The following is a 23,518-nucleotide window of genomic DNA, read 5'->3' on the forward strand; positions in this document are numbered from 1 at the left end:
CTAGGTTGATTCCACCCGACCTCCTCGTAACAGTGGCTGTACGACCAGCTTTCCACGATCAGCCGGTTTCAATGCCTTTCTTCCACGGGTGCTCCCATGATCGCCTTCCTCCCCTTCCAGGCCCCTGCCCCAGCACCCCAGGTCCAGTCCCAGCCCCTGGCCATCACCATGGGAGATGGGCTGCCGCCCGCGATGGACGCCCTGATCAAAGGGAAAAACTGGGCTGGGCTGGCCGACTGGTTCGAGTCCGTGCCCCCGGCCACCCGCGGCAAGTACTACGAGTGGTGGATCCAGGCTCTCAACCGGAGCCAGCGCTGGGAACGGCTCGTGGCTGTCTGCGAAGCCCTGCAGCCTCAGCTGGAGGCGAAAACCGGCCCCCGCCTGGCCACCTACCGGCTCTATCGGGCCCAGGCTCTGAGTCAGTTGGGGCGCCATGCCGAATCGGCCCAGGCCCACGGGGAAAACGGCCGGCTCGGCTACCAGGATGGCTTTCCCAACGCCTGCGCCGAGGCCCGACTGGCCCAGGACTGGAATGCCTTGCTCTCCTTCGCCGACGAGTTCCTGCAGAAGCGCCCCGAGGAGGCCCTGGGGCTGGCCTGGAGGGGCGAGGCTCTCGCCCGCCTGGGGCGCCTGACCGAGGCCGAGCCCGCCCTCCGCGCCGCCGTGGCCAAGGATCCGAAGATCGCCTTCGCCTGGAACAATCTGGGCCGCTGCCTCAACGAGGAGAAGGCCTGGGCTGAGGCCTGTGAGGCGATGGACAAGGCCCTGGCCCTGGAGCCCAATCAGCTCGAGGCCCTCTTCAATCGGGGCCGGGCCCGCTTCGAACTGAAGCGGTACAAAGAGAGCCGGGACGATTTCCGCGCAGCCCTCGCGCTCCGCCCTGACGATCCCGTACTCGCGGAGAACCTGCGCCAAGCAGAGCGCTATGCGGCCCTGCCCGAGCCCAGGAAAGCTACCACCGCCAAGAAACGCTGAGGATTCCTCTACACTGGTCCCATGGCCGACGCGCTGCTCCACGATCTCCTCGACGGCTGCCGCCGCCTGCACGCGGGCGGCCTGCTGGCGGCGTCGGACGGCAACCTGTCCGTGCGCCTGCCCAACGGCCTCCTCGCCATGACCCCCAGTGGCGTACCCAAGGCCAAGGTGAGGCTGGAAGATCTGGCCCACCTCACGCTGGAGGGTGAGGTCCTTGCGGGTCGCCCCAGCAGCGAGCGGGCCATGCACCTGGCCATCTATCGCGCTGTGCCCGAGGCCAAGGCCGTCGTGCACGCCCACCCACCCACGGCCATCGCCTGGTCCCTGGCACGCCCCGAACTGGGGGAACTGCCTTCGGAGGGCCTCCCGGAAGTGATCCTCGCCGCGGGCCGCATCCCCATCGTGCCCATGGCCATCCCCGGCACGGAGGCCATGGGCGCGAACCTCCTGCCCTTCCTGCCCGCACACCGCCTGATGATCCTGGCCCGCCACGGGGGCCTCTGCTGGGGCGAGTCCCTGGACGAGGCCGTGGGCGGCCTGGAGCGCCTGGAGCAGGTGGCCCAGATCCTGTGGAAGGCCGAGGCCCTGGGCGGCGCCAGGCCTTTGGCGGCCTCCGACCTTCAGGAATTGCGCGCGCTTCGGGCCAAACTCGGCCCCAGGATCATCTGATGCAGCCTTTCGAATCCCTCGGCCTCCGCCACGACGGCCGCACGCTCTGGGTGCTCGATCAGACTCAGCTTCCCGATGCTGAAGTCTGGCTCGATGGGAGTGCCCCGGAGGTGATGATCGCCCTCATCAAGCGCTTGGCCGTACGCGGCGCGCCGCTCATCGGCGTGGCGGCTGCGGCCAGCCTGGCCACCTTCGCGCACCGGGGCGCATCCGCCTCGGAGTATGCCGCCGCCTGCGCGGCCCTGCGCGCGGCCCGGCCCACGGCCGTGAACCTCATGTGGGCCATGGACCGCATGAAGGGCGCCACCGACCCCGTGGCCGAGGCCCAGGCCATCTTCGAGGAGGATGTCCGCCTCTGCGAAGGCATGGCCCAGCACGGCGCGGCGCTCATCCAGGACGGCGAAGGTATCCTCACCCACTGCAACACGGGCGGCCTCGCCACCGCGGGTATCGGCACAGCGCTCGGCGTCATCCGACGCGCGCATGAGCAGGGCAAGCGCATCCATGTCTATGCGGACGAGACCCGGCCCCTGCTGCAGGGCGGCCGCCTCACAGCCTGGGAGCTGCGGAAGCTGGGCATCCCCTCGACGCTCATCACGGACAGCATGGCAGCCCTGCTGCTGCGCGACGGCAGGGTGCAGCGTGTGCTGGTGGGCTCGGACCGCGTGGCCGCCAACGGCGACTTCGCCAACAAGGTGGGCACCTATGGCGTCGCGGTGCAGGCGCGGTACCACGGCGTGCCGTTCCACCCCGTGGCCCCCTTCTCCACCGTGGACCTGGCCTGCCCGAACGGCGCGGCCATCCCCATCGAGCTGCGGGACCCCACCGAGGTCCGCGGCTATGGCGCCTGGCGCTGGGCCCCCGAGGCCATGCCGGCCTGGAACCCCAGCTTCGACATCACGCCCGTGGACCTCGTCACCAGCCTGGTGCTGGATCGCGGCGTGTACAGCGGGGCCCAGCTGAAGGCAGGCGCGCTCACGAAGGGCTAGGGTCCGTTTTCAAGGTGGGGCGCGGCCGCGGCTCGCATCCACCTTGGAAACAGACCCTAGTGCCGCTTCTTTCCATCTCTGCTTCAATGGATGGAAAGTTCTCGAGCACTGGAGCATCTATGATTCCCAAGCGCCCTGCGATGGCGGGACTGACCTTCCTGCTGTCGACGCTGTCCCTCACTCTGTTGGCGCAGGAGCCCGGGCCCGCCCCTCAAGGCGCGCCGGGCGGACCTCCGCAGGAGAAGCCGCGGGAGTCCTGGGCGGCCGAGACTCGGCCGGTGGCCGTCGGCCGGACACCCGGTCAGGTGGTCCTCTTCGACGAGGACGATATCCTCCGCTCGGGAGCCCGCACCCTGGGTGCGTTCCTCCTGCGGGAGCTGCCGGCCCAGGTGCAGAACCAGGGCGGCCCGGGCCTTCCCTCGCGCATCTACCTCGGGGGCAGCCGCCCCCAGGACACGCTCGTGACGGTGGATGGCATGCCCCTCATGGATCCGGGCCGCCTGGGCCAGGACCTCAACGAAGTGCCCCTCCTCGGCGTCACCCGCATCGAAGTGATCACCGGTTCGCCCGGCTCGGGCCCCAGCGGTCAGGGCGGCACCATCGCTCTCTACACCGGCAAGCCCGTCCGGCCCGGAGCCTCTGGGGACCTGAGCGGCCTGGGCGGCAACAACGGGCAGGGACAGAGCACCGCCACGCCAGGCTACGCCTGGGAGGGCGGCTACCTTCGCGGCGGCAACCTCAGCGCCGAGGAGAAACAGGCGACGCCCACGGACCGGCCTTATCGCCAAGTCACCAATTTCCTCGGCCTGGGCCAGACCTGGGGGTCGGCCGCCTGGAGCCTCGCCTGGCGCGGCACCTCCTTCGGCGTGCCCGAGCCCTACCAGGAGTCCTCGGACACGCTCCGCATCTACGATCCGGCACGGGAGAGCCGCCAGCGCAGCGACAGCGGCCAGCTGCGGGTCGATTGGGCCCTGGGCCCCGGCCTGAGCCTGGAGACCAGCCTGGGCCTCGCCCGCTTCCGGCACGATCAGCCCAACATCGGGGCGGTCCAGCCCACCCATTTCGAGGGCCGCGAGTCCCGCTTCCAGTCCCTGCTGCGCCTCACGACCGGGCCGCGGTCGGGCCTGAGCCTCCGGCTCGAGGGCCAGGACACCCACCAGGACGGGGATGTGGATCCAGCGGTACTCGGGGGCGCCAAGGGCACCCAGGTCGGCCTCGGGGTGGAGTGGACCTTCGAGCCCAGACCCGGCTTGCGCCTCCTCGGGCAGGCCCGGACCACCCGTGAACGCCAGTCCATCGTCCAGGGGGGTGCCGACACGGAGGTCCTGAGGGCCTCGGGTCACAGCTTCCGTCTGGGGGTCAACCAGGACCTCGGCGGTGGCTTCCGCCTGTACGCCGCCGGCGGCGGCGGCCGCACCGCGCCGGCCCTCCTCCAGCAGCTCCGCAACAGCCAGGTCCCGGGCGCCGCGCCCCTCCGCATGGAGCGGCTCACCTCCCTGCAGATCGGCCTCGGCTGGGGCCAGGGCAACTGGTACGGCAAGCTGGAGAGCCAGCAGCAGGCCGGAAGGGATCTCATCGCCCTGGACGGGCTCACCTATGTGAACCAGGACCGGGTCCGGGTGCGGGGAACGGAGGCCGCCCTCGGCTGGCGCACCGCGAAGAAACGGGGCCTGGAGGCCTTTCTGCGCACCCAGGAGGCCCGCGACCTGAATGCCCCGGAAGACCGGCAGTACAGCACCCCGGCCTCCCAGCGGCGGCCCTTCTCCGCCCACGGGCTCAAAGGCTTCATGGGCTGGAGCCGGGTGCAGGCGGAGGTGCACTACACCCTCCAGGGCCACCAGTATTCATCCTTCGGCGACGGGGGCGGGCGCGCCGCCGCCAACGGCCTCCCACCCGTCATCCGCCCCACCCGGGTGGTCTACCGCGAGGCCGGCATGTCCACCACCGTGACGGCGGGCCGGCATTGGACCTTCATCCTGCGGGGCGACCACCTGCTCCAGCCGAAGACAACCGCCGACCAATGGCTGGCCGCCTCCCGGGAGGGCCAGAACGACGCCTACATCATCGACGGCTATCCCGCCCCCTCGCCCAGCTACAGCCTCGAGGCCCGGGTCCGCTTCTAGCCCCGCGCCGCCGGGGCATTCGTCTTGGCGGCGAAACCCTCGGGCGGATAGATGTAGTCCAGGTCGAAGCAGGCGGTGCAGAACTCCTGGCGGCGGCCGGGCAGCAGGCTTTCGAAGTCGTCCACCTCCAGCCAGCGCAGGCTGTCGGCACCCAGGTACTCGCAGATCTCCATCTCGGACATGCGGTTGGCGATGAGCTCCTCCCGCGTGGGGGTGTCGATGCCGTAGAAGCAGCGCCCGATGACCTTGGGTGAGCCGATGCGCACGTGGATCTCCCGGGCGCCGGCCGAACGGACCATGCGCACGAGCTTCCGCAGGCTGGTGCCCCGCACGATGGAATCGTCGATGAGCACCACCCGCCGGCCCGGGAAGAAGTCCGGCAGGGGGTTGAACTTCTGCTTCACGCCCTCGTCGCGGCTGGCCTGGGTGGGCTTGATGAAGGTCCGGCCCACGTAGTGGTTGCGCAGCAGGCCCATGCCGAACTCGGCCCGCTTGGCCCGGGCATAGCCGAGGGCGATGAAGTTGGAGGAGTCGGGCACCGGGATCACCACCAGGTCGTCACCGTTGGCCAGCGCCTGGTCCTTGGCGGCCATGCAGGCCCCGATGCGCTCGCGGGCCTGGTAGACCGATTCCTCGAAGAGGGTGCTATCCGGCCGGGAGAAGTAGATGAGCTCGAACACGCAGTGCCGTGGCTGCAGCGGCGCATGCGCCACGGAGACCACGGGCTTCCCCTTCTCCAGGCGCAGGATCTCGCCGGGCTTCACCTCCCGGAGGCGGCGGGCCCCGATGATGCCGAAGCCGCAGCATTCCGACCCGAAGACGGTGCCCTCGCTGGCCGGCTCGCCCTCCCCCGCGTGGTCCAGGTGGCCCATCACGAAGGGGCGGAAGCCGTGGGGATCCCGGAAGGCGTAGAGGCGGTCCTTGTACATCAGCACCGTGGAGAAAGCGCCCTTCAGCTCCACCTGCACGCGGGCGATGGCCTGCTCGATCGCCAGCCCGTCCCGCACATGATAGAGGGCGATGAGCCGGCCGATGAGCTCGGCGTCGTTGTCGCTCTTGAAGACCACGCCCTCCTGCTCCATCCGGGCCCGGACCTCGCCGTAGTTGATGAGGTCCCCATTAGAGGCGATGGCCATGACCGGCCCCTCGGCCAGTTCGATGGCATGAGGCTGGGCATTCACCACGTCGCTGCAACCTGCGGTGGGGTACCGGACATGGCCGATGGCCGTCGTGCCGGCCAGGCGGGTCTGGACCTCCTCGTCCAGCACCTGCTTCACGAGCCCCATGCCCTTGTGGGCCACGATCCGGCCCGCCCCGTCCCGGGCGGCGGCTCCGCAGCTCTCCTGTCCCCGGTGCTGGATGGCGAAGAGGATGGAGGCCACGAGCCCCGAGGCACCCTCTGTTTCAAATACGCCTGCGATGCCGCACATGCCTGGCCTCCGGGGATGGACCGCCGCTGCACCCGGTTGAAGCCCAGGGGGACCTGCCCAGGTCCGGACGAGGGTCCCAGAATACCAAGCCGCTCCCCGGCACCGGGGCGAAGCTCGGCCTCAGTGGCCCCGTCCGCTCAAGGCCTGCAGCCCCACCCCGATGACGATGACGGTGAGGGCGACCCAGCGCATGGGCGTCATGGCTTCCCCGAGGAAGGTACGGGCCATGAGGGCATTGGCCACGAAGCCGAGGGCGAGGAAGGGATAGGCGTAGTTCACCTGCACCATGGACAGGGCGCCCAGCCACACCACCACGCTCACCGCGTAGCAGGCCAGACCGGCGATCACCCAGGGCTCGAGCATGAGCTTCACCAGCGGCCCAGCGGCCAGCTGCATGCCGCCCGCGGCCTGAAGGCCTTTCTTCAGGCAGATCTGCGCGGCGGCATTGAGCAGCACCCCCAGCACGATGAGCGGGATGGCCTTCACATTGGGGCTCATGGGGCCTCCGGGACTGGGGTGGCGAGGTGGACTTCGAGAGCGGACCAGATGAGGCTGGCGGGCACCTGGGTCATGCAGGGGTGGTCCGGCAGGGGACAGTGCCACTTCTGGCACTCGAGGCAGGCGAGGTCCTCCTTCCGCACCACGGTCACCTTCGGCCCCCGCGGAGCCGTGTGCCGGGGGATGGTGGGCCCGAACACCGCCACCACCGGCGCGCCGACGACGGCCGCCAGGTGGGCCAGGCCGGAGTCGTTGGCCAGCACGGCCCGCGCCCCGGCCAGCCAGGCGGCACTCTGGGACCAGGGAATCCGCGCGGTCAGGTCCAGCGCCTCGGGCACGCGCTGCCGGAACGCCTCGGCCCGAGTCACATCGTCGCCGGGCCCGCCCAGCACCACGATGCGAAAGCCCGCCGCCAGGGTGCGGTGGGCCAGGTCCACCAGCAGATCCAGGCCCAGGCGCTTGGCGCCCGCCGCAGCGCCGATGGCGAAGGCCAGGTAGGGATCCCGGTCGAGGTCCTGGTCCCGACGGGCCGCCGCCACGCAGGCAAGGCTTTCCTCCCGGGGGCGGAAGGGCCGGAAGCCCGGTTCCTCCAGTTCGGGGTAGCCGAGCCGCACGATGTCGCGGTACCGGTCCAGGGAATGGTCATCCCGGCTCCAGTACTTGAGGCTGGCAGTGAGCAGCAGGGACGCGCCCCCATCGCCGCAGCCCACCCGCCGCGGCACGCGGGCCGCGAAGGCGGCGGCGGGGGCGCGCAGGCTCTTGGCCAGGGCCAGTACCGAGGCTGGCCGGTGGGCCCGCAGCAGGCGGGCGCCTTCCAGGAGGCTGGTCTTCTTCGCCGGATCCGCGCAGACCCCGACGTACCCCTGGGAGCCCTGGAAGAGCTCCACCGTGGCCGCGGGACCCCAGGCCACCAGCGGCAGGCCCTCCGCCAGGAGCGGCGTGGCGGCCTGGTGCATCAGGATGGCGTCGCCCACGAAGCGCGGCAGGCGGATCCAGTGGGCTTCGGCAGGAATCATGGCTTCTTCTTCAGCAGCAGGATCTCACCGCCGCCCGTGGGCACCGCCGCCAGCACTTCGAAGCGGGCGCGCAGGGCGGGAGTCATCCCCCAGGCGTCCTGTTCCCACTCGCCGCGCTGGGCCACCAGCCGGGCCTCCGGGTCCAGGCGCTCCAGGGCGCCGGCACTGCGCAGTTCAGGCATGAGGTGGTCCGTGTAGACCATGACGCCGCTGCGGATGGTCTGCCAGTAGAAGACCTGGCGACCGGCGATCTGGGGCTGGACGGCGGCGGTCCAGCGACGGTAGGACTTGGCGGGATCCAGCAGCTTGAACCCCCAGGTGCCACCCACCAGGTAGAGCAGGCCCAGGCTCAGGGCGGCGGCCCGAACCAGATTCCCAGCGCGCTTGCCCCAGACCTGGACCGCCACGAGGACCGTGCCGCCGATCATCGCCAGAGCCATGAGCCGGATCGGACCCAGGAACGGGATCACCTGCAGTCGCAGCTTCGTGCCGCCCGCGCCCAGGGCCAGGGCCGCCAGCGCGAGGGTCGGCACGGCGAGACCGGCCATGAGCAGGAGGCCCAGGCGGCGGGCGCGGGCACCGTCCAGCCGCCGGAACAGATCCCCAAGCAGAAGGGCCAGGAAGGGATAGCTCATCAGCAGGTACTTGCCCTGCTTGCTCTGGACGGCACTGAGAAAGACGAAGGGCACCACGAAGGCCGCCAGCAGGAACCTCGGCGCAGCTCCGCTTAGCCCCCGTTCCCGCAGCAGCTGCAGGGCCAGCGCCGGCAGCAGGAGCACCCAGGGGAAGAAGTCCCCCAGGATGTACTCGGCATACCGCCACCAGGGCTGGATGTGGTCCCAGGCATGCGTGGCGCGCTGGAAGTTCTGGAAGATGATCAGCTCGTAGGCGTAGTGCGCCCCGCCCTTCAGGCCCGCGGCGACATACCAGGGCGCCACGAGCAGGAGCGTGATGACTAGGCCCGCCACGATGCCTGCGCGGCGCAGCGCGGCGAGGTCCCGCTGCCAGGCGAGGAAGGCCGCCAGCACCAGCACCGACAGCACCGGCGCCAGCGGCCCCTTGGCGAGGAAGGCCAGGGCCAGCCAGAAATACGCCTTCAGGAACCAGCGCCGGTGCTCGCCCGGCGTGGCCTCGACGCTGGGTCCGCGCAGCAGCAGGTAGCCACCCAGCCAGGCCAGCCAGCTCCAGGCCAGTAGGGCCGCAAAGAGCAGATCGATCTGGATGAACTGGCTCTGCCAGAACCAGAGGGGTGTGGTGGCGAGGATCAGGGCCGCGGGTTCGGCGGTGCCCGGCTCGAGGAACCGCACGGCCCAGCGCCGGAAGGCGGACAGGAAGGCCACGGCCGCGATCACCGACGGCAGTCGCAGAGCCCAGGCCGCCACGCCCTGGGTGAACCCCAGGCCGCCCGTGAGGGTATCGAACAGGACGGAGGAGGCCTTCATCACCCAGTAGTAGAGGATGGGCTTCTCGCTGTAGGGCACCCCGTTCAGATAGGGCAACAGCCAGTCCCCGCGCAGGCGCATCTCCTTCACGCACTGGGCGAAATCCGGCTCGTCCGGCGCCCAGAGATCCCGCATGGGCAGCACAGCCAGCAGCAACAGGGCGAAGAGCAGTTCAGGGGCGTGGGCCCGCAGCCACGCCGCGAGACGGGAAGCCTGGGGGGGCCGGGTCGGGGATCCATCCATCCCTCCATCTTCGCCTGGAAGCGCCCCTCTCGCCCAGCAGGGTAGAATGGTTCCATGATCCCAGCCCTCCTCACCCTCCTGTTGGTCACCACGCCGGCTCCGGCCGATGGTGTGAAGGAGGACGTCAAGCAGGCCGGCAAGCAGATCGGCCAGGGCGTCAAGAAGGGCGGCCAGGCGATCGGCCAGGCGGCCAGGAAGGGCGGCAAGGCCATCGGCCACGCGGCGAAGGAAGGCGGCAAGGCTGTGGGCCAAGGTGCCAAGGAAGGTGGCAAGGCCGTGGGCCAAGGCGCCAAGACCGCCGGCAAGGGCGTCGCCAAGGGCGCCAAGGATGCCGGACATGGCATCAAAGAAGCGGTGAAGTAGCTCTCTGGAAGCTGGCGCGAACGCCGGCCCTACCGCCGTCGCGCCACCACGGCGCCGGGGTTGCGGGCCACTTCCTCCCAGCGGGCCTTCTCTTCCGGAGTGAGCTGCTTCCAGCTGGCGACCTTCGCCATCACGAAGACGGGCCGGGAGGGCTCCTCCTGCCGCAGGCGATCGGCCACGACGCCCAGGGCGGCGGGGTCCTCGTCGAACCATCTCTCCGCACCAGCCAGGTGGTCGCGCCCATAGGCCAGCTCTCCAGTACCTGCCACGACCACGGCCCGGGTGCGGGCATAGAACGGCAGCCCCTGGAAGTAGGTCCCGTAGCTGATCCACTGCGCCCGGGGTGGAGCGAGCCGCGCGAGGTCGGCCACGGACTTGCCGGGGCCCGCGGCGGCCTGGGACGCCAGGACCAGCACCCACAGGGCGGCGCCGAGGCCCGCCATCAGGCGGGGACCGCTGAGTCCCCTGGGCCGCAGGGCCCAGAGCCCCAGGCCTGCGAAGACGGCCCCCAGGGCCGCCATCCACGCCAGTCCGTCCAGATCCTTCCGGAAGACCGCCGTCGCCAGGAGGAAGATGGCGCCGAGCACCAGCAGCTCCCAGCCCATGCGCCGCAGGGCCGCGGGCTCCTCACCCTCCCGCTCGAAGGCGCAGGCCAGCGCCGCCAGGGGCACGAGGACCGGCAGGATGTAGGGGGGCAGCTTGGAGCCGGACAGGCTGAAGAAGGCCAGCGGCCAGAGGAAGGCCACGCCGGCGGCCCCGACGATCCAGCGGGCGAGCTGGTCCGTGCTCCGAGGGCCCCGGCCCATAAGGAAGGCCCAGGCGCGCCTCAGGCCGAGGACCGTGGCTGACAGCCAGGGCAGCAGACCCACGCCGAGGATCCCGATGAAGTAGAGCTTGTCCAGCAGCCAGTTGTTGGAGCCCTGGCGCGCGTGCTCGTGGGTGAGGAAGCGGGTGAAGTGCTCGTGGATGAAGAAGAACTGCGCGTGGCCCGGATTGGCCCGGTCGACGAGCCAGAACCAGGGCGCCACCAGGATCAGGTAGAGCAGCCACCCGAACGGATCAAACCCGGTGCGCAGCACGGCCCGGCGCAGGGCCGCGTCCTTCCAGGCGAAGGGCAGCGAGAACACCAGGATGCCCCCCATGAGGATCACCTGGGCCAGCCCCTTGGTGAGCATGGCGCCAGCCATGAAGAGGAAGGCCGCCAGCGTCCAGCCGAGCGCGCCCCGTCCTTCCATCCGCCGGGCCACGGCCTCCACGAAAGCGGCCAGCGCGGCCACCAGGAAGGCGCTGAAGAGGGCGTCCAGCGTGAGGATCTGGCCCACCACGAAGGCCAGCAGACCCGTGGCCGCCATGAACGGCGCCCAACGCGCATCCCGGGCACCCAGGCGTTTGGCCAGGCGCCAGGCGGCCCAGATCATGAGGCCCGAGGCCAGGGCCAGGGGCAGTCGCGCCGCCGCACCATGGAGCCCGAAGAGCTTCATGCTGAGGGCCGACAGCCAGTACTGCAGCGGCGGCTTCTCGAAGTAGAGCACCCCGTTGAGGCGCGGCGTCAGCCAGTCTCCGGTAGCCAGCATCTCCCGCGGGACCTCGGCGTAGCGCCCCTCGTCCGGTTCCCACAGGGGCCGCACCAGCAGCGGCAGCAGGCCCAGGAAGAACCAGAGGGCGAGGAGCGTGTACCGTTCGCGGCGCGTCATGGGCACGGAGGCAGAGGCTAGTTCTCGGTCTCGACGACCTTCTCCAGCGCCTTGTGCTCTTCCACGAAGAAGTCGATGGCCTTCTTGAGGGAATCCTTCATGGAGACCTTGGGCTGGAAGCCGAAGGTGCTCTGCATCCGCTTGATGCTGGGGGTGCGGCGGGCCACGTCCTGATAGCCCTTGCCGTAGAACTCGCCGCTGCCCGTCTCCACCATGGTGCCTTCGGGGATGCCACGCTCGATGCGGAACGGATGGTCCTTCCAGATGGCGATCATCATCTCCGCGATCTCACGGACGCTGTAGTCGTTCGCGGGGTTGCCGATGTTGAAGATCTGGCCGTCGGCCTTGCCGCCCTCATTGCGCAGCACGGCCATGAGGCCGTCCAGGGCGTCCGCCACGTCGATGAAGCAGCGGCGGGCCGTGCCGCCGTCCACCAGCTGCAGGGGCTCGCCGTTGAACAGGTTCCAGCTGAACTGCGTCACCAGGCGGCTGCTGCCTTCCTTGGCGGTGTTCAGGCTGTCGAGCTTGGGGCCCATCCAGTTGAAGGGGCGGAAGAGGGTGAACTTCAGGCCCTGCTGGAAGCCGTAGGCCCAGATCACGCGGTCGAGCAGCTGCTTGCTGGTGCTGTAGATCCAGCGGTTCATGGGGATGGGCCCCGTCACCAGGGGCGACTCATGTTCGTCGAACTCCGCGTCCGGGCACATGCCGTAGACCTCGGAAGTGCTGGGGAACACCACGCGCTTCTTGTACTTCACGCACTGGCGGACCACGCGGAGGTTCTCCTCGAAGTCCAGTTCGAAGACGCGCAGAGGGTCCGTGACATAGACCTTGGGCGTGGCGATGGCCACCAGAGGCAGCACCACGTCGCACTTCTTGATGTGGTACTCGATCCACTCCTTGGAGATGGTCACGTCGCCCTCCACGAAGTGGAAGCGCGGGTTGGCCAGGTGATCGGCCACCTTGTGGGTGCCCAGGTCGAGGCCGTAGACCTCCCAGTCCGTGTCCTGCATGATGCGGTCCACCAGATGGGAACCGATGAAGCCGTTGACACCCAGGATGAGGACTTTCACGGGGACTCCTTGCGCAAACGTATCAGTCTAACCGCTTGGCAGCAGGGAGGCAGCAGGCGATTACCGCAGCCACCCCTTGCGCCGGAACCAGGCCCAGATGCCCAGGGCCGTGAGGGCCATGGCCCCGATCACCAGGGGGTAGCCGAAGCGGTGCTCCAGCTCGGGCATCCGCCGGAAGTTCATGCCATAGACGCCGGCGATGAAGGTCAGGGGCAGGAAGAAAGCGCTGAAGACCGTGAGCACCCGCATGACTTCGTTGGTACGCTGGCTGGCCAGGTTGATCTCCAGGTTCATGAGGTGGGTGGCGTTCTCCAGCAACTCCTCCGCCCAGGTATGCAGGCGGTCGGCCTCTTCCACCACGTCCGCCAGCAGGCCCAGGTCATCCCGGACCTGGTCCTTGAGGGGTGCCAGGGCCGCCGTGATGCGCCCGAGGGTCCGCTTGATGACGGCGCAGCGGCGCTTGAGGCCGTAGACCTGCCGGATGCCCTGGTGCGGGAGCTTGCGGTGGAAGAGAGCGGCCTCGATCTCGTCGAGCTTCTCCTCGCTCTCTTTCAAGGGTTCGTCGAAGGACGCCACAGCCTTCGCACAGAGGGCCAGCACCAGCTGCTCCGGGCGGAGGGCCGACCCCACTGCCGCCCGCTGCGCGGCTTCGGCGAAGAAGGGCTGCTCCCGCCGGTGGACGGTGATGACGGCGCCCTCCAGCATCAGCACCACCAGGCGGCGCGTCATGGCCTGGATGGTGTCGCCCCGCTTGGCCACCTCGTCGTAGGCCCGCAGGATGAGCAGTTGCTGGCCCGGCAGGCGCTCGTATTTGGGCAGGTGGGGCTGGTTGAGGAGGTCCCGCACCGCGGCCGGATGGAGCCCGTAGCGTCCGGCCACCTCGGCCATCTCGGCGGCGGTGGGATCCACGAGGTCCACCCAGGTGAAGGTCGAGCCCTCGGGCAGCGGGAGATTCCGCAACATCAGGACACCCGGCAGACGACCTTGCCGAACCCCTGCCCCGCTTCGAGGTGGCGCTGGGCCTCGGGGTACTCGGCCAGGTCGAAGGTGCGGTCGATGACAGGGCGGAAGGGCGGATTGGTGGGGTTCTTCTTCACCAGCGAGAGCAGCGTCCAGAGGTGCTCGCGGCGACCCATGTACGAGCCGAGGATCCGGATCTGCTTGGCGAACAGGGCCCGCAGGTCGAAGGGCGTCTCCCGGCCTGTGGTGGCGCCGCAGGTGACGATGCGCCCGCCGCGTGCGCAGACGCCGAGGCTCGTGCCCCAGGTGGCCGCGCCCGTGTGCTCGAAGACCACCTCCACGCCCCGCTTGACAGTCAGCTCACGGACCTTCGCGGCCAGGGCCTTCAGGTCGCCCCGGACCAGCACGTGCTCGGCGCCCAGGTCCCAGCACTTCATGGCCTTGGCCTCGCTGCCCACCACCGCGATGGCGGAGCCGCCCAGGGCCTTCACCAGCTGGATGGCCGCGCTGCCCACTCCGCTGCCCCCGCCCCACACCAGCACGGTCTCGCCGGGCCGCAGGGCCGCCTTGTGTACGAGCATCTCCCAGGCCGTGAGGAACACCAGGGGGAAGGCCGCCGCCTGCTCGAAATCCCAGTTCTGCGGGATGGGCAGCAGGTTGGCCGCGGGCACCAGGACATGGGTGGCCGCCGTGCCGTCGCAGACGTGGCCCAGCACGCCGTAGGAGGGACAGAGCATGTCGTCGCCCCGCAGGCAGGCGGGGCACACACCGCAGCCCAGCCCCGGCGCGATCATCACGCTGCCGCCGACCTCGACGCCCGGTGGGAGGACCGTGCCCTCGCCCGCGGCGGCGAGGATTCCCGCGCCGTCGCAGCCGGGCGTGAGGGGCAGCGGCAGCGGGAAGCCCGGGATGCCCTCCGTGGTCCAGAGGTCCAGGCGGTTCATCGCCATGGCCTTCAGGTCGAGGCGGACCCAGCCCGGCTTCGGCTCGGCGGGCGTGAAGGCCTCGCGAACGGGAGAGCCTGCCGGACCGTGCTGGAGGATGCGGAAACGGAACGGAGCGGCCATGGCGGCCTCCTATTCGGACTTCAATGACCTCGTCATCAACCGCCGCACGGCCTCCTCGGGGCGTTCGCCGTTGAGGAGGCGCTGGACCTCGGCGGCGATGGGCAGGTCGAGGCCATGCTCCCGGGCCAGGGCCAGGGCCGCCTCGGTGGTGAACATGCCCTCGATGATCTGGCCGCCGAGCGCGTCCCGGGCCGCCTCCACGCTGTTGCCCTTCCCCACCATCTCTCCGAAGGTGCGGTTGCGGCTCTGGGGGCCCGTGGCCGTGAGGAGCAGGTCGCCCATGCCGGCCAGGCCCATCACGGTGGAGGGCTGGCCGCCCAGCACTTCCACCAGGCGGGCCATCTCCGCCAGGCCCCGGGTGATGAGGGCCGCCCGGGCGTTGTAGCCCAGCTTCAGGCCATCCACCAGGCCCGCGGCGATGGCGAGGACGTTCTTGAGAGCGCCGCAGAGCTCGGTGCCCACGACGTCGCGGCTGAGGTAGATGCGCAGCTTCTCGGAGGCCAGCTGGGCCTGGAGGGCCTTGGCCCGGGCGTCGGACACGGTGTCCGGCAGGGCCAGTACGATGGCGGAAGGCACCCCGCGGCTGACCTCATCCGCGAAGGTGGGACCGGAGAGGGCCCCCACAGGCACGTCCAGCACGCCCGTCAGCGCCTGGGACAGCGTCTGGTGGGTGCTCTGCAGAATGCCCTTGCTGACGTGGATCACCAGCTCGGGGGCTCCTGGTGCCTTGGGCCGCAGGCTGCGCCAGGCATCGGGGGTCACCTGGGTGGGCATGGCGGAGATCCAGAGCGGAGCGGCGAAGGCCGCGGCCGGATCATCCGAGGTTTCCAGGCGATCAGGAAATTCGACGTCCTTGAGCCGCAGGTGCCGCCGCGTGGCGGCCATCTGGGCCATTTCGTCGGGGAAGCTGCCCCACAGCGCCACCTTGGCGCCCGCCCGGGCCCAGGTGATGGCCAGGGCCGTGCCCCAGGCGCCGGAGCCGAAGACGCCGATGTCAGCCCTGGACATGCGCGTCCTCCTTCTTCGCACCCCAGAGTTTGGATTCCGTCCCCGCCTGGAGGCGCAGGATGTTCTCCCGGTGCTTCCAGATCACCAGGATGGCCAGGGCCGCCCAGGGGAGGACCGGCGCCGGCCCTTGGCCGAGCAGCTCCGCCACGGGGCCGTGCGAGCCCCGGGTCAGGAAGAGCTGCACCGGCACCATGGCCGCCGCCAGGATGCTGCCCAGGCTCACGTGCCGCGTGAGCCACAGGGCGAAGACGAAGATCCCCAGCGGCAGGAGGACCATGGAGGCGTCCGCGGCCAGGATCACACCCAGGGCCGTGGCCACGCCCTTCCCGCCCTGGAACTTCAGCCAGGGGGTGAACACGTGGCCCAGCACCGCGGCCAGGGCCATGAGTGCCAGCAGATCCACGCCCACGCCCGCCTTCTTCGCCAGGAACACCGGCAGGAAGCCCTTGGCGATATCCAGCAGCAGGGTGACGACGCCCAGGGCCTTGCCGCCCACCCGGCTCACGTTGGTGGCGCCGATGTTGCCGCTGCCGTGGGCGCGGACATCCCCCTTCCCGGCCAGCTTCACCAGCAGGAGGCCGAAGGGGATGCTGCCGCACAGGAAGGCGGCGAGACACCAGAGGATCGGGGAAGGGACGGGCAGCGATGGCATGGACGCAGTGTATCAGCCGATCCGCGTGGCCCGCCTCAGCAGATCCAAAGCCGAGGCCATGCCTCGCAACTGCGCATCCAGGCGATCCCCGGGGATGGTGAGCGCTTTCGCGACCGTTCCGCCCGGCCCAGCCAGGGCGATGAACAGGGCTCCCACGGGAGCGCCCCCTTCGGCGCTGGGGCCGGCGTTGCCGGTGATTCCCAGCCCCCAGGTCGCACCCAGCCGGTCCCGGACCGCCTCCGCCAGCGCCCGGCTGGTGGCTTCGGATACGGTGCCCTCCTGGGCGAGGCGCAGTGCATCCAGGCCGAGCAGGGCGACCTTGGCCTTCGCGGAATAGACCGTGGCGCCACCGAGGAACACCTCGCTGGCGCCGGGGATGGCCGTGAGCCGGGAGGCCAGGAGCCCTCCGGTCACGCTCTCCGCCACGGCCAGCGTCTCGCCCCGGGCCTTCAGGGCGGCCAGCACGGCGTCCTCCAGATTGCCGTCCCCCACCCCCACGAGGTCCTCGCCCAGCACGGGGAGGAAGTCGGTCCGGGCGGTAGCCAGAGCTGCAGGATCGGCCCCACGGGCCAGCAGCTCCACCTGCGTGAGGCTGGCGAGGATGGTCCAGTCCAGGTGGCCGTGCCGCTGCCGCGCCTCTCGGGTGCGCTCGTCCAGGGTGCTCTCGGGCACGCCCGCCACCACCATGCGCAGGGTGTGGGTGGCGGCCCCCGCCAGGGCGCGCAGGCGGGGCTCCACCTGCTCCTCCCACATGCGCTTCATCTCGCGGGGCACGCCGGGCAGCATCACGATGCGCACCCCGGGGTGGGCCGGAGGATCCTGCCACCACACACCGGGAGCCGTCCCCACCGGATTGCGCAGCGCCTCCGCCCCCATCGGCAACAGGGCCTGCTTGAAGTTGGAGGCCGGCGGGACGCGCTGGCGGGCGGCGTAGAAGGCCAGCATGTCCTCGCGGCTCTGGACATCCTCGCGCAGGTCCACGCCAAGCAGTTCCGCGAAGCACTCCTTCGTGAAATCGTCAAAGGTCGGCCCCAGGCCTCCGGTGGTGACGATGAGATCGGACCTCGTCAGGGCCTCCCGGAGGAGCATGGTCAGGTCCTCCCGGCTGTCCCCCACAGCGGTCTTGCGGTGGAAGGCCAGGCCGAGACTGGCCAGGCGCTCGCCCAGCCACACCGAGTTGGTGTCCAGGCGCCGCGTCGTGAGCAGCTCGGTCCCGATGGCGATGCATTCGATGCGCATCGTAGAATCATGCCTCAGAAGGAGCCCCCATGATCATTCCGGACCTGGACGACCTGATCCTGGAATCTGACGAGGAGTCCGGCATCCAGGAGGTGGGCCGGCGATTCCTCGCCCGGGGCCCGTGGACCACGGTGGCCTTCCTGGTCAGGACGAAGACCGACCCGGAAGGCGACTGGGAGGGCCCCTTCCTCTGGCTGCACCGCTATCAGAAGGTGGCCCAGGGCTGGAAGCTGGTGAGCCGCTTCCGCACCACGGAAACCGCCCAGCTGGAGAAGCTGGCGGACGCCCTGGAAGGGTGGAAAGACTATTTCAGCGCCGGCAGGTAGCGCTCCCGGATCACCGCAAGGTGGTGCGCCGCATGGCCCAACGCGATGTAGGGGATGCAACGGGCGGTGATGCCGCGGTTGTTGGTGGTGCCCTGGTTCAGCCAGGCCCCGTCCGGCAGGCTGCGGAAGAGGGTGAGGCTCGCCGTGCGCACGGCGCGGAAATCCGCCAGCAGGTCGGCCATGGTGCGCGCATCGGCCTGGGCCGCGGCAGCGTAGGCATCCTCGTCGAAGCCCGGCATGGGCGTGCTGTCGCCCCGGCCGATGCGCAGGCAGCGGTAGGCGAAGATGCGCTCGGCGTCGCTGAGGTGCAGGAGCAGGTCCTTCAGGCTCCACTTGCCGGGAGCGTAGCGGAAGGCGCCCTGGGTGTCTGACAGCCCTGCGAACAGGGCGGCCACTTCGCCCATCTGCCCCTGAAGCAGGGCCAGGACATCGCCCTCCGGAGCCTCGGCGATGTAGGGCGCGTAACCTTCGGCATATTCACCGGGAAGAGGTCGCGTGAGGCTCATGGGCCCTCCTTCAGAAGGTCATCACCTTCATGGTGTTCGTGCTGCCGGTCTTCCACAAGGGCAGACCCATGGTCATGACGACCCGGTCGAGGCTCACCAGCTCGTGCTTGGCCGCCAGGAGTTCGCGGACCACGGCCACCATCTCGTCCGTGCTGCTGACCCGGGGGATCATCAGGGCGGTGACCCCCCGCAGCAGGCCCATGCGCCGGGCCGTGACCTCGTCCACCGTGGCGCCCAGCACCGGGGTGCGGCCCGCCAGCCGGCTCACCATGCGGGCCGTACCGCCGCCTTCGGTGAAGGCCACGATCCAGCGGGCGTTGATCTCGTCTGCCGTGCGGCAGGCGGCGAAAGCCACGGAGATGTCCGTGCGGGAGAGGACCTTCTCCGCCAGCTCGTCGGGCAGCGTGGGGGTGCGCTGCTTGACGTTGGCGTCGGCCTCCGCGGCGATGCGGGCGAGCCACTGGACGGCCTCCACGGGATGGGCGCCCGTGGCGCTCTCGGCGCTCAGCATCACGGCATCGGTCCCGTCCCAGATGGCGTTGGCCACGTCGCTGGCCTCGGCGCGGGTGGGCTGGGCATGCTCGATCATGCTCTCGAGCATCTGCGTGGCCGTGATCACGGGCTTCAGGGCCTTGCGGGCCGCCGCGATGATCTGCTTCTGGAGGCCGGGAACCCGCTCCACGCCCAGTTCCACGCCCAGGTCGCCACGAGCCACCATCACGCCCCAGGACACATCCAGGATCTCACCGAGGTGCGAGAGTGCTGTCGGGTGCTCGATCTTGGCGATGATGGGCTGGGTGCCGCCCAGGTGCTGGATGATGGCCTGGAGCTGCTGCACGTCGGAAGCCCGGCGGACGAAGCTCTGGGCGAAGAGGTCCACCTCGTGCTCCACGCCCCATCGGATGTCCGCGTGATCCTTCTCGGTCAGGGGATCCATGTTGATGTCCATGCCGATGGGATGGACGCCCTTCCTCGCCTTCAGGGGGCCGCCGATGACCACCTTGGCCTTCAGCAGCTCCGGGCCCTTCGCAAGGATCTTCACGGTGATGGCACCGTCATCCAGGAGCCAGAGCTGGCCCGGCTCCGCTCCCTCGAAGAGTTCCGGATGAGGCAGGGGCACGGCCCAGGCCACACCCGCAGGGGCGGCCGCCCCGGGTACACAGAAGACGCCTTCGCTGCCGTCCACCAGGTCGATGGGGGCTTCCAGCAGGCCCACCCGCCACTTCGGGCCCTGGAGGTCCAGGAACACGGGGATGGAACGGCCCAGCTCGACCGCCAGCGCCCGGACCCTCTGGAGGGCCTCCAGCCGAGTCGCGAGGTCCCCGTGGCTGGCGTTCAGACGAACGGCATCGGCTTCCCGGAGGGATTCCCGCAGACGGTCACCCTGCATCAAGGCGGGTCCCAAGGTCATCACGAGTTTGGTCTTGCGCACGTCAACTCCCATCGCCCGCACAGGCATTCCACATACTTTTCCACAGTCTGAGCCTGCGTTTGGAAGTTGTCACGGGGCTTTCACTCTTGTCATCGCGGTGCTACCTTCGTTGTCCCGATACGGTTGATGGAGAAGATGGAATGCGCGAAAAGCTGCGTATCCTCGTGGCCGAAATGGTGCGTGGTGGCGTGCCCCTGGACTTGGCCAGACGCGAGTTTGAACGGGTGTACCTGGAGGAAGTGCTGGCGACCCACGAGGGGAACCACAGCGCCGCGGCCCGCGAGCTGGGCATCCACCGGAACACCCTCGCCAAGAAGCTGGAGGCGCCACCCAGCCGGCTCAGACGAGTGAGCCTGGCGAGCTGACCCCAGCGCCCTCCCCGAGGATGAAAACCCGGCCTGGCCGGGTTTTTCATTTCGCATACCGCGCCGCCTTTTCTTTCGACAGAGCCCGCCTGGGCCGGTACAACAAGGATTCGGAGGGCGCCATGAAGAAGGTGGCCATCAATGGGCTGGGGCGGATCGGACGGCTGGTGCTGAGGCACTTGATGAAAGTGCCCCATGTCCGCGTGGTGGCGGTGAACGACCTCACCGATGCGGCCACGCTCGCCCACCTCATGAAGTACGACTCCGTCCACGGATCGGCGGATTTCCCCGTGGCCTCCGACGGGAACTACCTGGTGCTGGACGGCCGCCGGATCCGGGTCTATGCAGAGAAGGACCCCCAGCTCATCCCCTTCGGCGCCCAGGGAGCCCAGGTGGTGCTGGAGTGCACGGGAAGATTCACCAAGCGCGCCCAGGCCGCCGCCCACCTCCAGGGCAGCGTCAGCCACGTGCTGATCAGCGCCCCCTCCGGTGACGCCGACCGCACCGTGGTCATGGGCGTGAACGAGACGACGCTCGATCTCGTCAACGAGCACGTGATCTCCAATGCCAGCTGCACGACCAACTGCCTGGGCCCGGTCGTGAAGGTGATGGATGAAGCCTTCGGCATCGAATACGGCTTCATGACCACCGTGCACAGCTACACCAACGACCAGCGCCTGCTGGACCTGCCCCACAAGGACCTGCGCCGGGCCCGGGCCGCGGCCCTCAGCATGATCCCCACCAGCACGGGCGCCGCCAAGGCCATCGGCCTGGTCCTGCCCCACCTCAAGGGCCGCATGGACGGCCTGGCGGTGCGGGTCCCCACCCCGGATGTGAGCATCGTCGACCTCACGGCGACCCTCAAGTCCGACGCCACCCTGGAGGCCGTGCAGGAGGCCTTCCGGCAGGCCGCCGAGACCGGCCCCCTGGCGCCCTACCTGGAGGTCCTCGATGCGGAGCTGGTGAGCGCGGATCTGCGGGGGCGCACCGCCAGCAGCCTGTACGACCCCTACCTCACGAAGCTGCTGGGCCCCCGGCTCGTCAAGGTCTTCGCCTGGTACGACAACGAGTTCGGCTATGCCGCCCGCCTCAAGGACCTCTGCGTGCACGTGCTGGAGCGCATCTAGTCGATGACCACCCTAGCCCTGAACGGCCTCGGCCGCATCGGCCGCTTGCTGGTGCGTCGGCTCGGCGCTTCCAGGCCCGGGCTCCTGGGCGCCGTGAACGACCCTGCACCCCTGGAACAGCTGGTCCATCTGCTGAGGTACGACTCGGTCCACGGCCCCTCGGAGCGGCCCATCGAGGGCTTCGCCGAGGGAGGGCAGGACTTCCTCCTCCTGGGCGATCATCGCGTCCCCCTCTTCCATGCCAGCGATCCGGCGGAGATCCCCTTCCCCTCGCCCACCCGGCTGGTCGTGGAGGCCAGCGGGCGCTTCACCCGGCGGGCGGATGCAGCCCGGCACCTCAAGGGCGGCGTCACCCACGTGCTGATCAGCGCTCCGAGCCCCGATGCGGACTACACCGTCATCGCCCCGGTGAACCGCGCCGGGCTCGATCCCGGCCGGCACCGCGTGATCTCCAACGCCAGCTGCACCGCCCATGCGACGGCGCCCATGCTCAAGATCCTGGACGATGCCTTCGGCCTCGAGCACGCGGGCATGAGCACCGTGCACGTGGTCACCAACGACCAGCGCCTGCTGGACCTTCCCCACAAGGACCTCCGCCGGGCCCGCGCCGCCTTCCAGAGCATCATCCCGACGACCTCGAGCGCCTTCGGAGCCCTGCACCGCGCCCTGCCGGACCTGCCCCCGGGCTTTGACGGCGTGGCCCTCCGGGTGCCCACGCTCAACGTCAACCTGGTGGACGTGGTGGCCACCCTCCGGCGGGACGCGGACCCTGCCTCCATCAAGGCCGCCTACGCCTCCGCCCTGGCCGGCCCGTGGAAGGGTCTCGTCGGCTTGGCGCCGCCCCACGCCGTGAGCTGCGACATCACCGGGCGGGCCGAAAGCGTGCTGATGGACCTGGACCTGACGCTGATGCTCGGGCCGCGGTTCGTGAAGGTCTTCGGCTGGCACGACAACGAGACCGGCTATGCGGCCCGACTCGGTGAACTGGTCCTGGACCTGACGGAACGGCTCTAGATCGTCCCCGCCGCGTAGCCGGTGCTGAAGGCGGCCTGGAGGTTGTAGCCCCCCACGGGGCCGTCGACGTCCAGCAGTTCCCCGCAGACCCGCAGGTTCTCCCAGCCCCGGAGGGCCATGGTGCGGGCGTCCACCGCCGCCAGATCCACGCCGCCCGCGGCCACTTCGCCCCGGGCCAGCGGCACGGGCTGAGGCTCGCCGAGCGGCAGGGCCGTGATCAGACCCACCAGGGCCTTTCGCGCGGCCTTCGACAGGTCCTTCAGCATGAGGGCCCGATCCACCCCAGCCTCGTCCAGAAGAGGGCCCACCAGCCGCTCCGGCAAGTGCCGCTGCAGCCAGGTGGCCGCCAGCAGCCGGGGGTGGGCGCGGGCTTCGGCCTGGAGGGAGGCATCCACGGCTTCCGGAGTGTCGAGGCGCGAGGCGTAGGCGAGCCAGGCGGCCCCGCCGCGGCGCGCACCCTCCACGGCCTGGCTCAATTCCAGCGCGGCGGGGCCACTGATACCGACCTTCGTGAAGACGACATCTCCGGCGAAGGCGCCCAGGCGGCGACCCTGCGGGCCGGCACTCAGGCGCAACTCCCCGTCCCGCAGAGCCACACCCTCCCAGCCGGGCCGGGACCGGAGCAAGGGGATGGGCGCCAGGGCCGGGAACCAGGGCTTCACCGGGACGCCCAGCTGCTTCAGCCAGCCGAGCACCTCACCCCGGGTTCCGGTTTCCGGGTAGCTGGCGCCTCCGGTGGCGAGAATGAAAGCATCGGCGGCGAGCCGCTCGTCTCCCACGCGCAGGGCGATCATCCGGGGCTCCCTGCCCTCCAGTGCCGTCACCCGGTCGCCCGTGCGCACCGCCACGCCCGCCCGGCGCACCAGGGCCTCGAAGGCGGCCACCACCGCCGCCGCACTGCCGGGGCGATCCTGGGGGAACACCCGGCCGTTGTCGCGGGCGTAGGTGTCCACGCCCTCCCGCCGCAGCAGCTCCAGCACGGCCCGGTTGTCGAAGGCGTGCAGGGCCGGCCGCAGGAAGCGCGCCTGCTCGACCGGAAAGGCCGCCATCAGGGCCTTCGGCGGGCCGTCGTGCGTGATGTTGCACTTGCCGCCTCCGCTGATGCGGAGTTTCACGCCCAGCCGGCCATTGGCCTCCAGCAGCGTGACGGCGTGTCCCAGGGAAGCCGCCCGCCAGGCCGCCACCAGCCCCGCCGCACCTCCGCCCACCACGATCACCTTGGCCATGGATCCATCATGGCGGAAATGGCTGTCGGCTCTCAGCTATCGGCTTTCAGTCACGGCACGGCGGCCCTTGGGCCGCCGTTTCTT

General features: G+C 70.0%; 23 protein-coding genes. 9 read left to right on the forward strand and 14 right to left on the reverse strand.

Annotation, left to right across the window (positions count from 1 at the left end):
* Positions 1–96 precede the first annotated feature (96 nt).
* The 4 genes from MLE43_RS02615 to MLE43_RS02630 all read left to right on the forward strand — a co-directional run bounded on the left by MLE43_RS02615 (position 97) and on the right by MLE43_RS02630 (position 4,756).
* Entirely contained in the window at positions 97–975 is an 879-nt protein-coding gene (locus MLE43_RS02615; protein WP_243301424.1) for a tetratricopeptide repeat protein, read from the forward strand.
* 21 nt (positions 976–996) lie between these two features.
* Positions 997–1,644 carry a class II aldolase/adducin family protein gene (locus MLE43_RS02620; RefSeq protein ID WP_243301425.1) on the forward strand — a complete coding sequence of 216 codons (648 nt, stop codon included), beginning with the start codon at positions 997–999 and terminating at the stop codon, positions 1,642–1,644.
* Positions 1,644–2,633, forward strand: coding sequence for an S-methyl-5-thioribose-1-phosphate isomerase (mtnA, locus tag MLE43_RS02625; protein WP_243301427.1), 990 nt, complete (start codon positions 1,644–1,646; stop codon positions 2,631–2,633). Before MLE43_RS02620 ends, mtnA begins: the two co-directional genes overlap by 1 nt.
* 119 nt (positions 2,634–2,752) lie before the next feature.
* Positions 2,753–4,756 (forward strand): TonB-dependent receptor plug domain-containing protein, encoded by a 2,004-nt coding sequence (locus MLE43_RS02630; protein ID WP_243301430.1) that lies wholly within the window; start codon positions 2,753–2,755, stop codon positions 4,754–4,756.
* On the opposite strand, the gene purF is transcribed toward MLE43_RS02630, so the two are convergent.
* The 4 genes from purF to MLE43_RS02650 all read right to left on the reverse strand — a co-directional run bounded on the left by purF (position 4,753) and on the right by MLE43_RS02650 (position 9,385).
* On the reverse strand, positions 4,753–6,186 hold the full coding sequence (gene purF, locus MLE43_RS02635) for an amidophosphoribosyltransferase (protein ID WP_243301432.1): 1,434 nt from the start codon (positions 6,184–6,186) through the stop codon (positions 4,753–4,755). The genes MLE43_RS02630 and purF overlap by 4 nt on opposite strands.
* A 120-nt stretch (positions 6,187–6,306) precedes the next feature.
* On the reverse strand, positions 6,307–6,684 hold the full coding sequence (locus MLE43_RS02640; protein WP_243301433.1) for a DMT family transporter: 378 nt from the start codon (positions 6,682–6,684) through the stop codon (positions 6,307–6,309).
* Positions 6,681–7,700, reverse strand: a complete 1,020-nt coding sequence (locus MLE43_RS02645; RefSeq protein ID WP_243301434.1) for a glycosyltransferase family 9 protein — start codon at positions 7,698–7,700, stop codon at positions 6,681–6,683. Before MLE43_RS02645 ends, MLE43_RS02640 begins: the two co-directional genes overlap by 4 nt.
* The gene (locus MLE43_RS02650) at positions 7,697–9,385 is read right to left on the reverse strand and encodes an ArnT family glycosyltransferase (protein ID WP_243301436.1); all 1,689 of its coding nucleotides are present in this window, start codon (positions 9,383–9,385) and stop codon (positions 7,697–7,699) included. The genes MLE43_RS02645 and MLE43_RS02650 overlap by 4 nt, the downstream gene beginning before the upstream one ends.
* A gap of 54 nt (positions 9,386–9,439) precedes the next feature.
* On the opposite strand from MLE43_RS02650, the gene MLE43_RS02655 reads away from it, so the two are divergent.
* Positions 9,440–9,748, forward strand: coding sequence for a hypothetical protein (locus MLE43_RS02655; RefSeq protein WP_243301442.1), 309 nt, complete (start codon positions 9,440–9,442; stop codon positions 9,746–9,748).
* A gap of 29 nt (positions 9,749–9,777) precedes the next feature.
* Here MLE43_RS02655 and MLE43_RS02660 read toward each other — a convergent pair whose 3' ends face one another.
* From MLE43_RS02660 to MLE43_RS02690, 7 genes are read right to left on the reverse strand one after another with little or no spacing between them, the layout of a single operon-like run.
* Positions 9,778–11,442, reverse strand: a complete 1,665-nt coding sequence (locus MLE43_RS02660) for a glycosyltransferase family 39 protein (protein ID WP_243301443.1) — start codon at positions 11,440–11,442, stop codon at positions 9,778–9,780.
* A gap of 17 nt (positions 11,443–11,459) precedes the next feature.
* Positions 11,460–12,512, reverse strand: coding sequence for a bifunctional UDP-4-keto-pentose/UDP-xylose synthase (locus MLE43_RS02665; RefSeq protein ID WP_243301445.1), 1,053 nt, complete (start codon positions 12,510–12,512; stop codon positions 11,460–11,462).
* Positions 12,513–12,572: 60 nt separating this feature from the next.
* Positions 12,573–13,475, reverse strand: coding sequence for a CorA family divalent cation transporter (locus tag MLE43_RS02670; protein WP_243301447.1), 903 nt, complete (start codon positions 13,473–13,475; stop codon positions 12,573–12,575).
* Complete coding sequence (locus MLE43_RS02675; RefSeq protein ID WP_243301449.1) at positions 13,475–14,539, reverse strand: zinc-binding dehydrogenase; 1,065 nt, start codon at positions 14,537–14,539, stop codon at positions 13,475–13,477. Before MLE43_RS02675 ends, MLE43_RS02670 begins: the two co-directional genes overlap by 1 nt.
* A 9-nt stretch (positions 14,540–14,548) precedes the next feature.
* A complete protein-coding gene (locus tag MLE43_RS02680) occupies positions 14,549–15,547 on the reverse strand; it encodes an NAD(P)H-dependent glycerol-3-phosphate dehydrogenase (RefSeq protein ID WP_243301451.1) in 999 nt (332 codons plus the stop codon).
* Entirely contained in the window at positions 15,534–16,199 is a 666-nt protein-coding gene (gene plsY, locus MLE43_RS02685) for a glycerol-3-phosphate 1-O-acyltransferase PlsY (protein WP_243301454.1), read from the reverse strand. The genes MLE43_RS02680 and plsY overlap by 14 nt, the downstream gene beginning before the upstream one ends.
* A 12-nt stretch (positions 16,200–16,211) precedes the next feature.
* The gene (locus MLE43_RS02690) at positions 16,212–17,438 is read right to left on the reverse strand and encodes a CinA family nicotinamide mononucleotide deamidase-related protein (protein WP_243301456.1); all 1,227 of its coding nucleotides are present in this window, start codon (positions 17,436–17,438) and stop codon (positions 16,212–16,214) included.
* Between the two features lie 29 nt (positions 17,439–17,467).
* On the opposite strand from MLE43_RS02690, the gene MLE43_RS02695 reads away from it, so the two are divergent.
* Positions 17,468–17,764, forward strand: coding sequence for a hypothetical protein (locus tag MLE43_RS02695; RefSeq protein WP_243301460.1), 297 nt, complete (start codon positions 17,468–17,470; stop codon positions 17,762–17,764).
* On the opposite strand, the gene MLE43_RS02700 is transcribed toward MLE43_RS02695, so the two are convergent.
* Both MLE43_RS02700 and pyk read right to left on the reverse strand, forming a co-directional pair.
* The gene (locus tag MLE43_RS02700; protein ID WP_243301461.1) at positions 17,743–18,270 is read right to left on the reverse strand and encodes a DinB family protein; all 528 of its coding nucleotides are present in this window, start codon (positions 18,268–18,270) and stop codon (positions 17,743–17,745) included. The two genes, MLE43_RS02695 and MLE43_RS02700, sit on opposite strands and share 22 nt — an antisense overlap.
* Positions 18,271–18,280: 10 nt before the next feature.
* Positions 18,281–19,702, reverse strand: coding sequence for a pyruvate kinase (pyk, locus tag MLE43_RS02705; protein ID WP_243301462.1), 1,422 nt, complete (start codon positions 19,700–19,702; stop codon positions 18,281–18,283).
* A 140-nt stretch (positions 19,703–19,842) separates the two neighbouring features.
* On the opposite strand from pyk, the gene MLE43_RS02710 reads away from it, so the two are divergent.
* The 3 genes from MLE43_RS02710 to MLE43_RS02720 all read left to right on the forward strand — a co-directional run bounded on the left by MLE43_RS02710 (position 19,843) and on the right by MLE43_RS02720 (position 22,208).
* A complete protein-coding gene (locus tag MLE43_RS02710; protein ID WP_243301463.1) occupies positions 19,843–20,067 on the forward strand; it encodes a helix-turn-helix domain-containing protein in 225 nt (74 codons plus the stop codon).
* Positions 20,068–20,189: 122 nt separating this feature from the next.
* Positions 20,190–21,194, forward strand: coding sequence for a type I glyceraldehyde-3-phosphate dehydrogenase (gap, locus tag MLE43_RS02715; RefSeq protein WP_243301465.1), 1,005 nt, complete (start codon positions 20,190–20,192; stop codon positions 21,192–21,194).
* A 3-nt stretch (positions 21,195–21,197) separates the two neighbouring features.
* Positions 21,198–22,208, forward strand: coding sequence for a type I glyceraldehyde-3-phosphate dehydrogenase (locus tag MLE43_RS02720; protein ID WP_243301467.1), 1,011 nt, complete (start codon positions 21,198–21,200; stop codon positions 22,206–22,208).
* Here the strand turns inward: MLE43_RS02720 and MLE43_RS02725 are convergent.
* The gene (locus tag MLE43_RS02725; RefSeq protein ID WP_243301469.1) at positions 22,205–23,434 is read right to left on the reverse strand and encodes a BaiN/RdsA family NAD(P)/FAD-dependent oxidoreductase; all 1,230 of its coding nucleotides are present in this window, start codon (positions 23,432–23,434) and stop codon (positions 22,205–22,207) included. The genes MLE43_RS02720 and MLE43_RS02725 overlap by 4 nt on opposite strands.
* Positions 23,435–23,518: the final 84 nt, after the last annotated feature.

It is taken from the genome of Geothrix oryzisoli, from assembly GCF_022808865.1.
GTDB lineage: Bacteria > Acidobacteriota > Holophagae > Holophagales > Holophagaceae > Geothrix > Geothrix oryzisoli.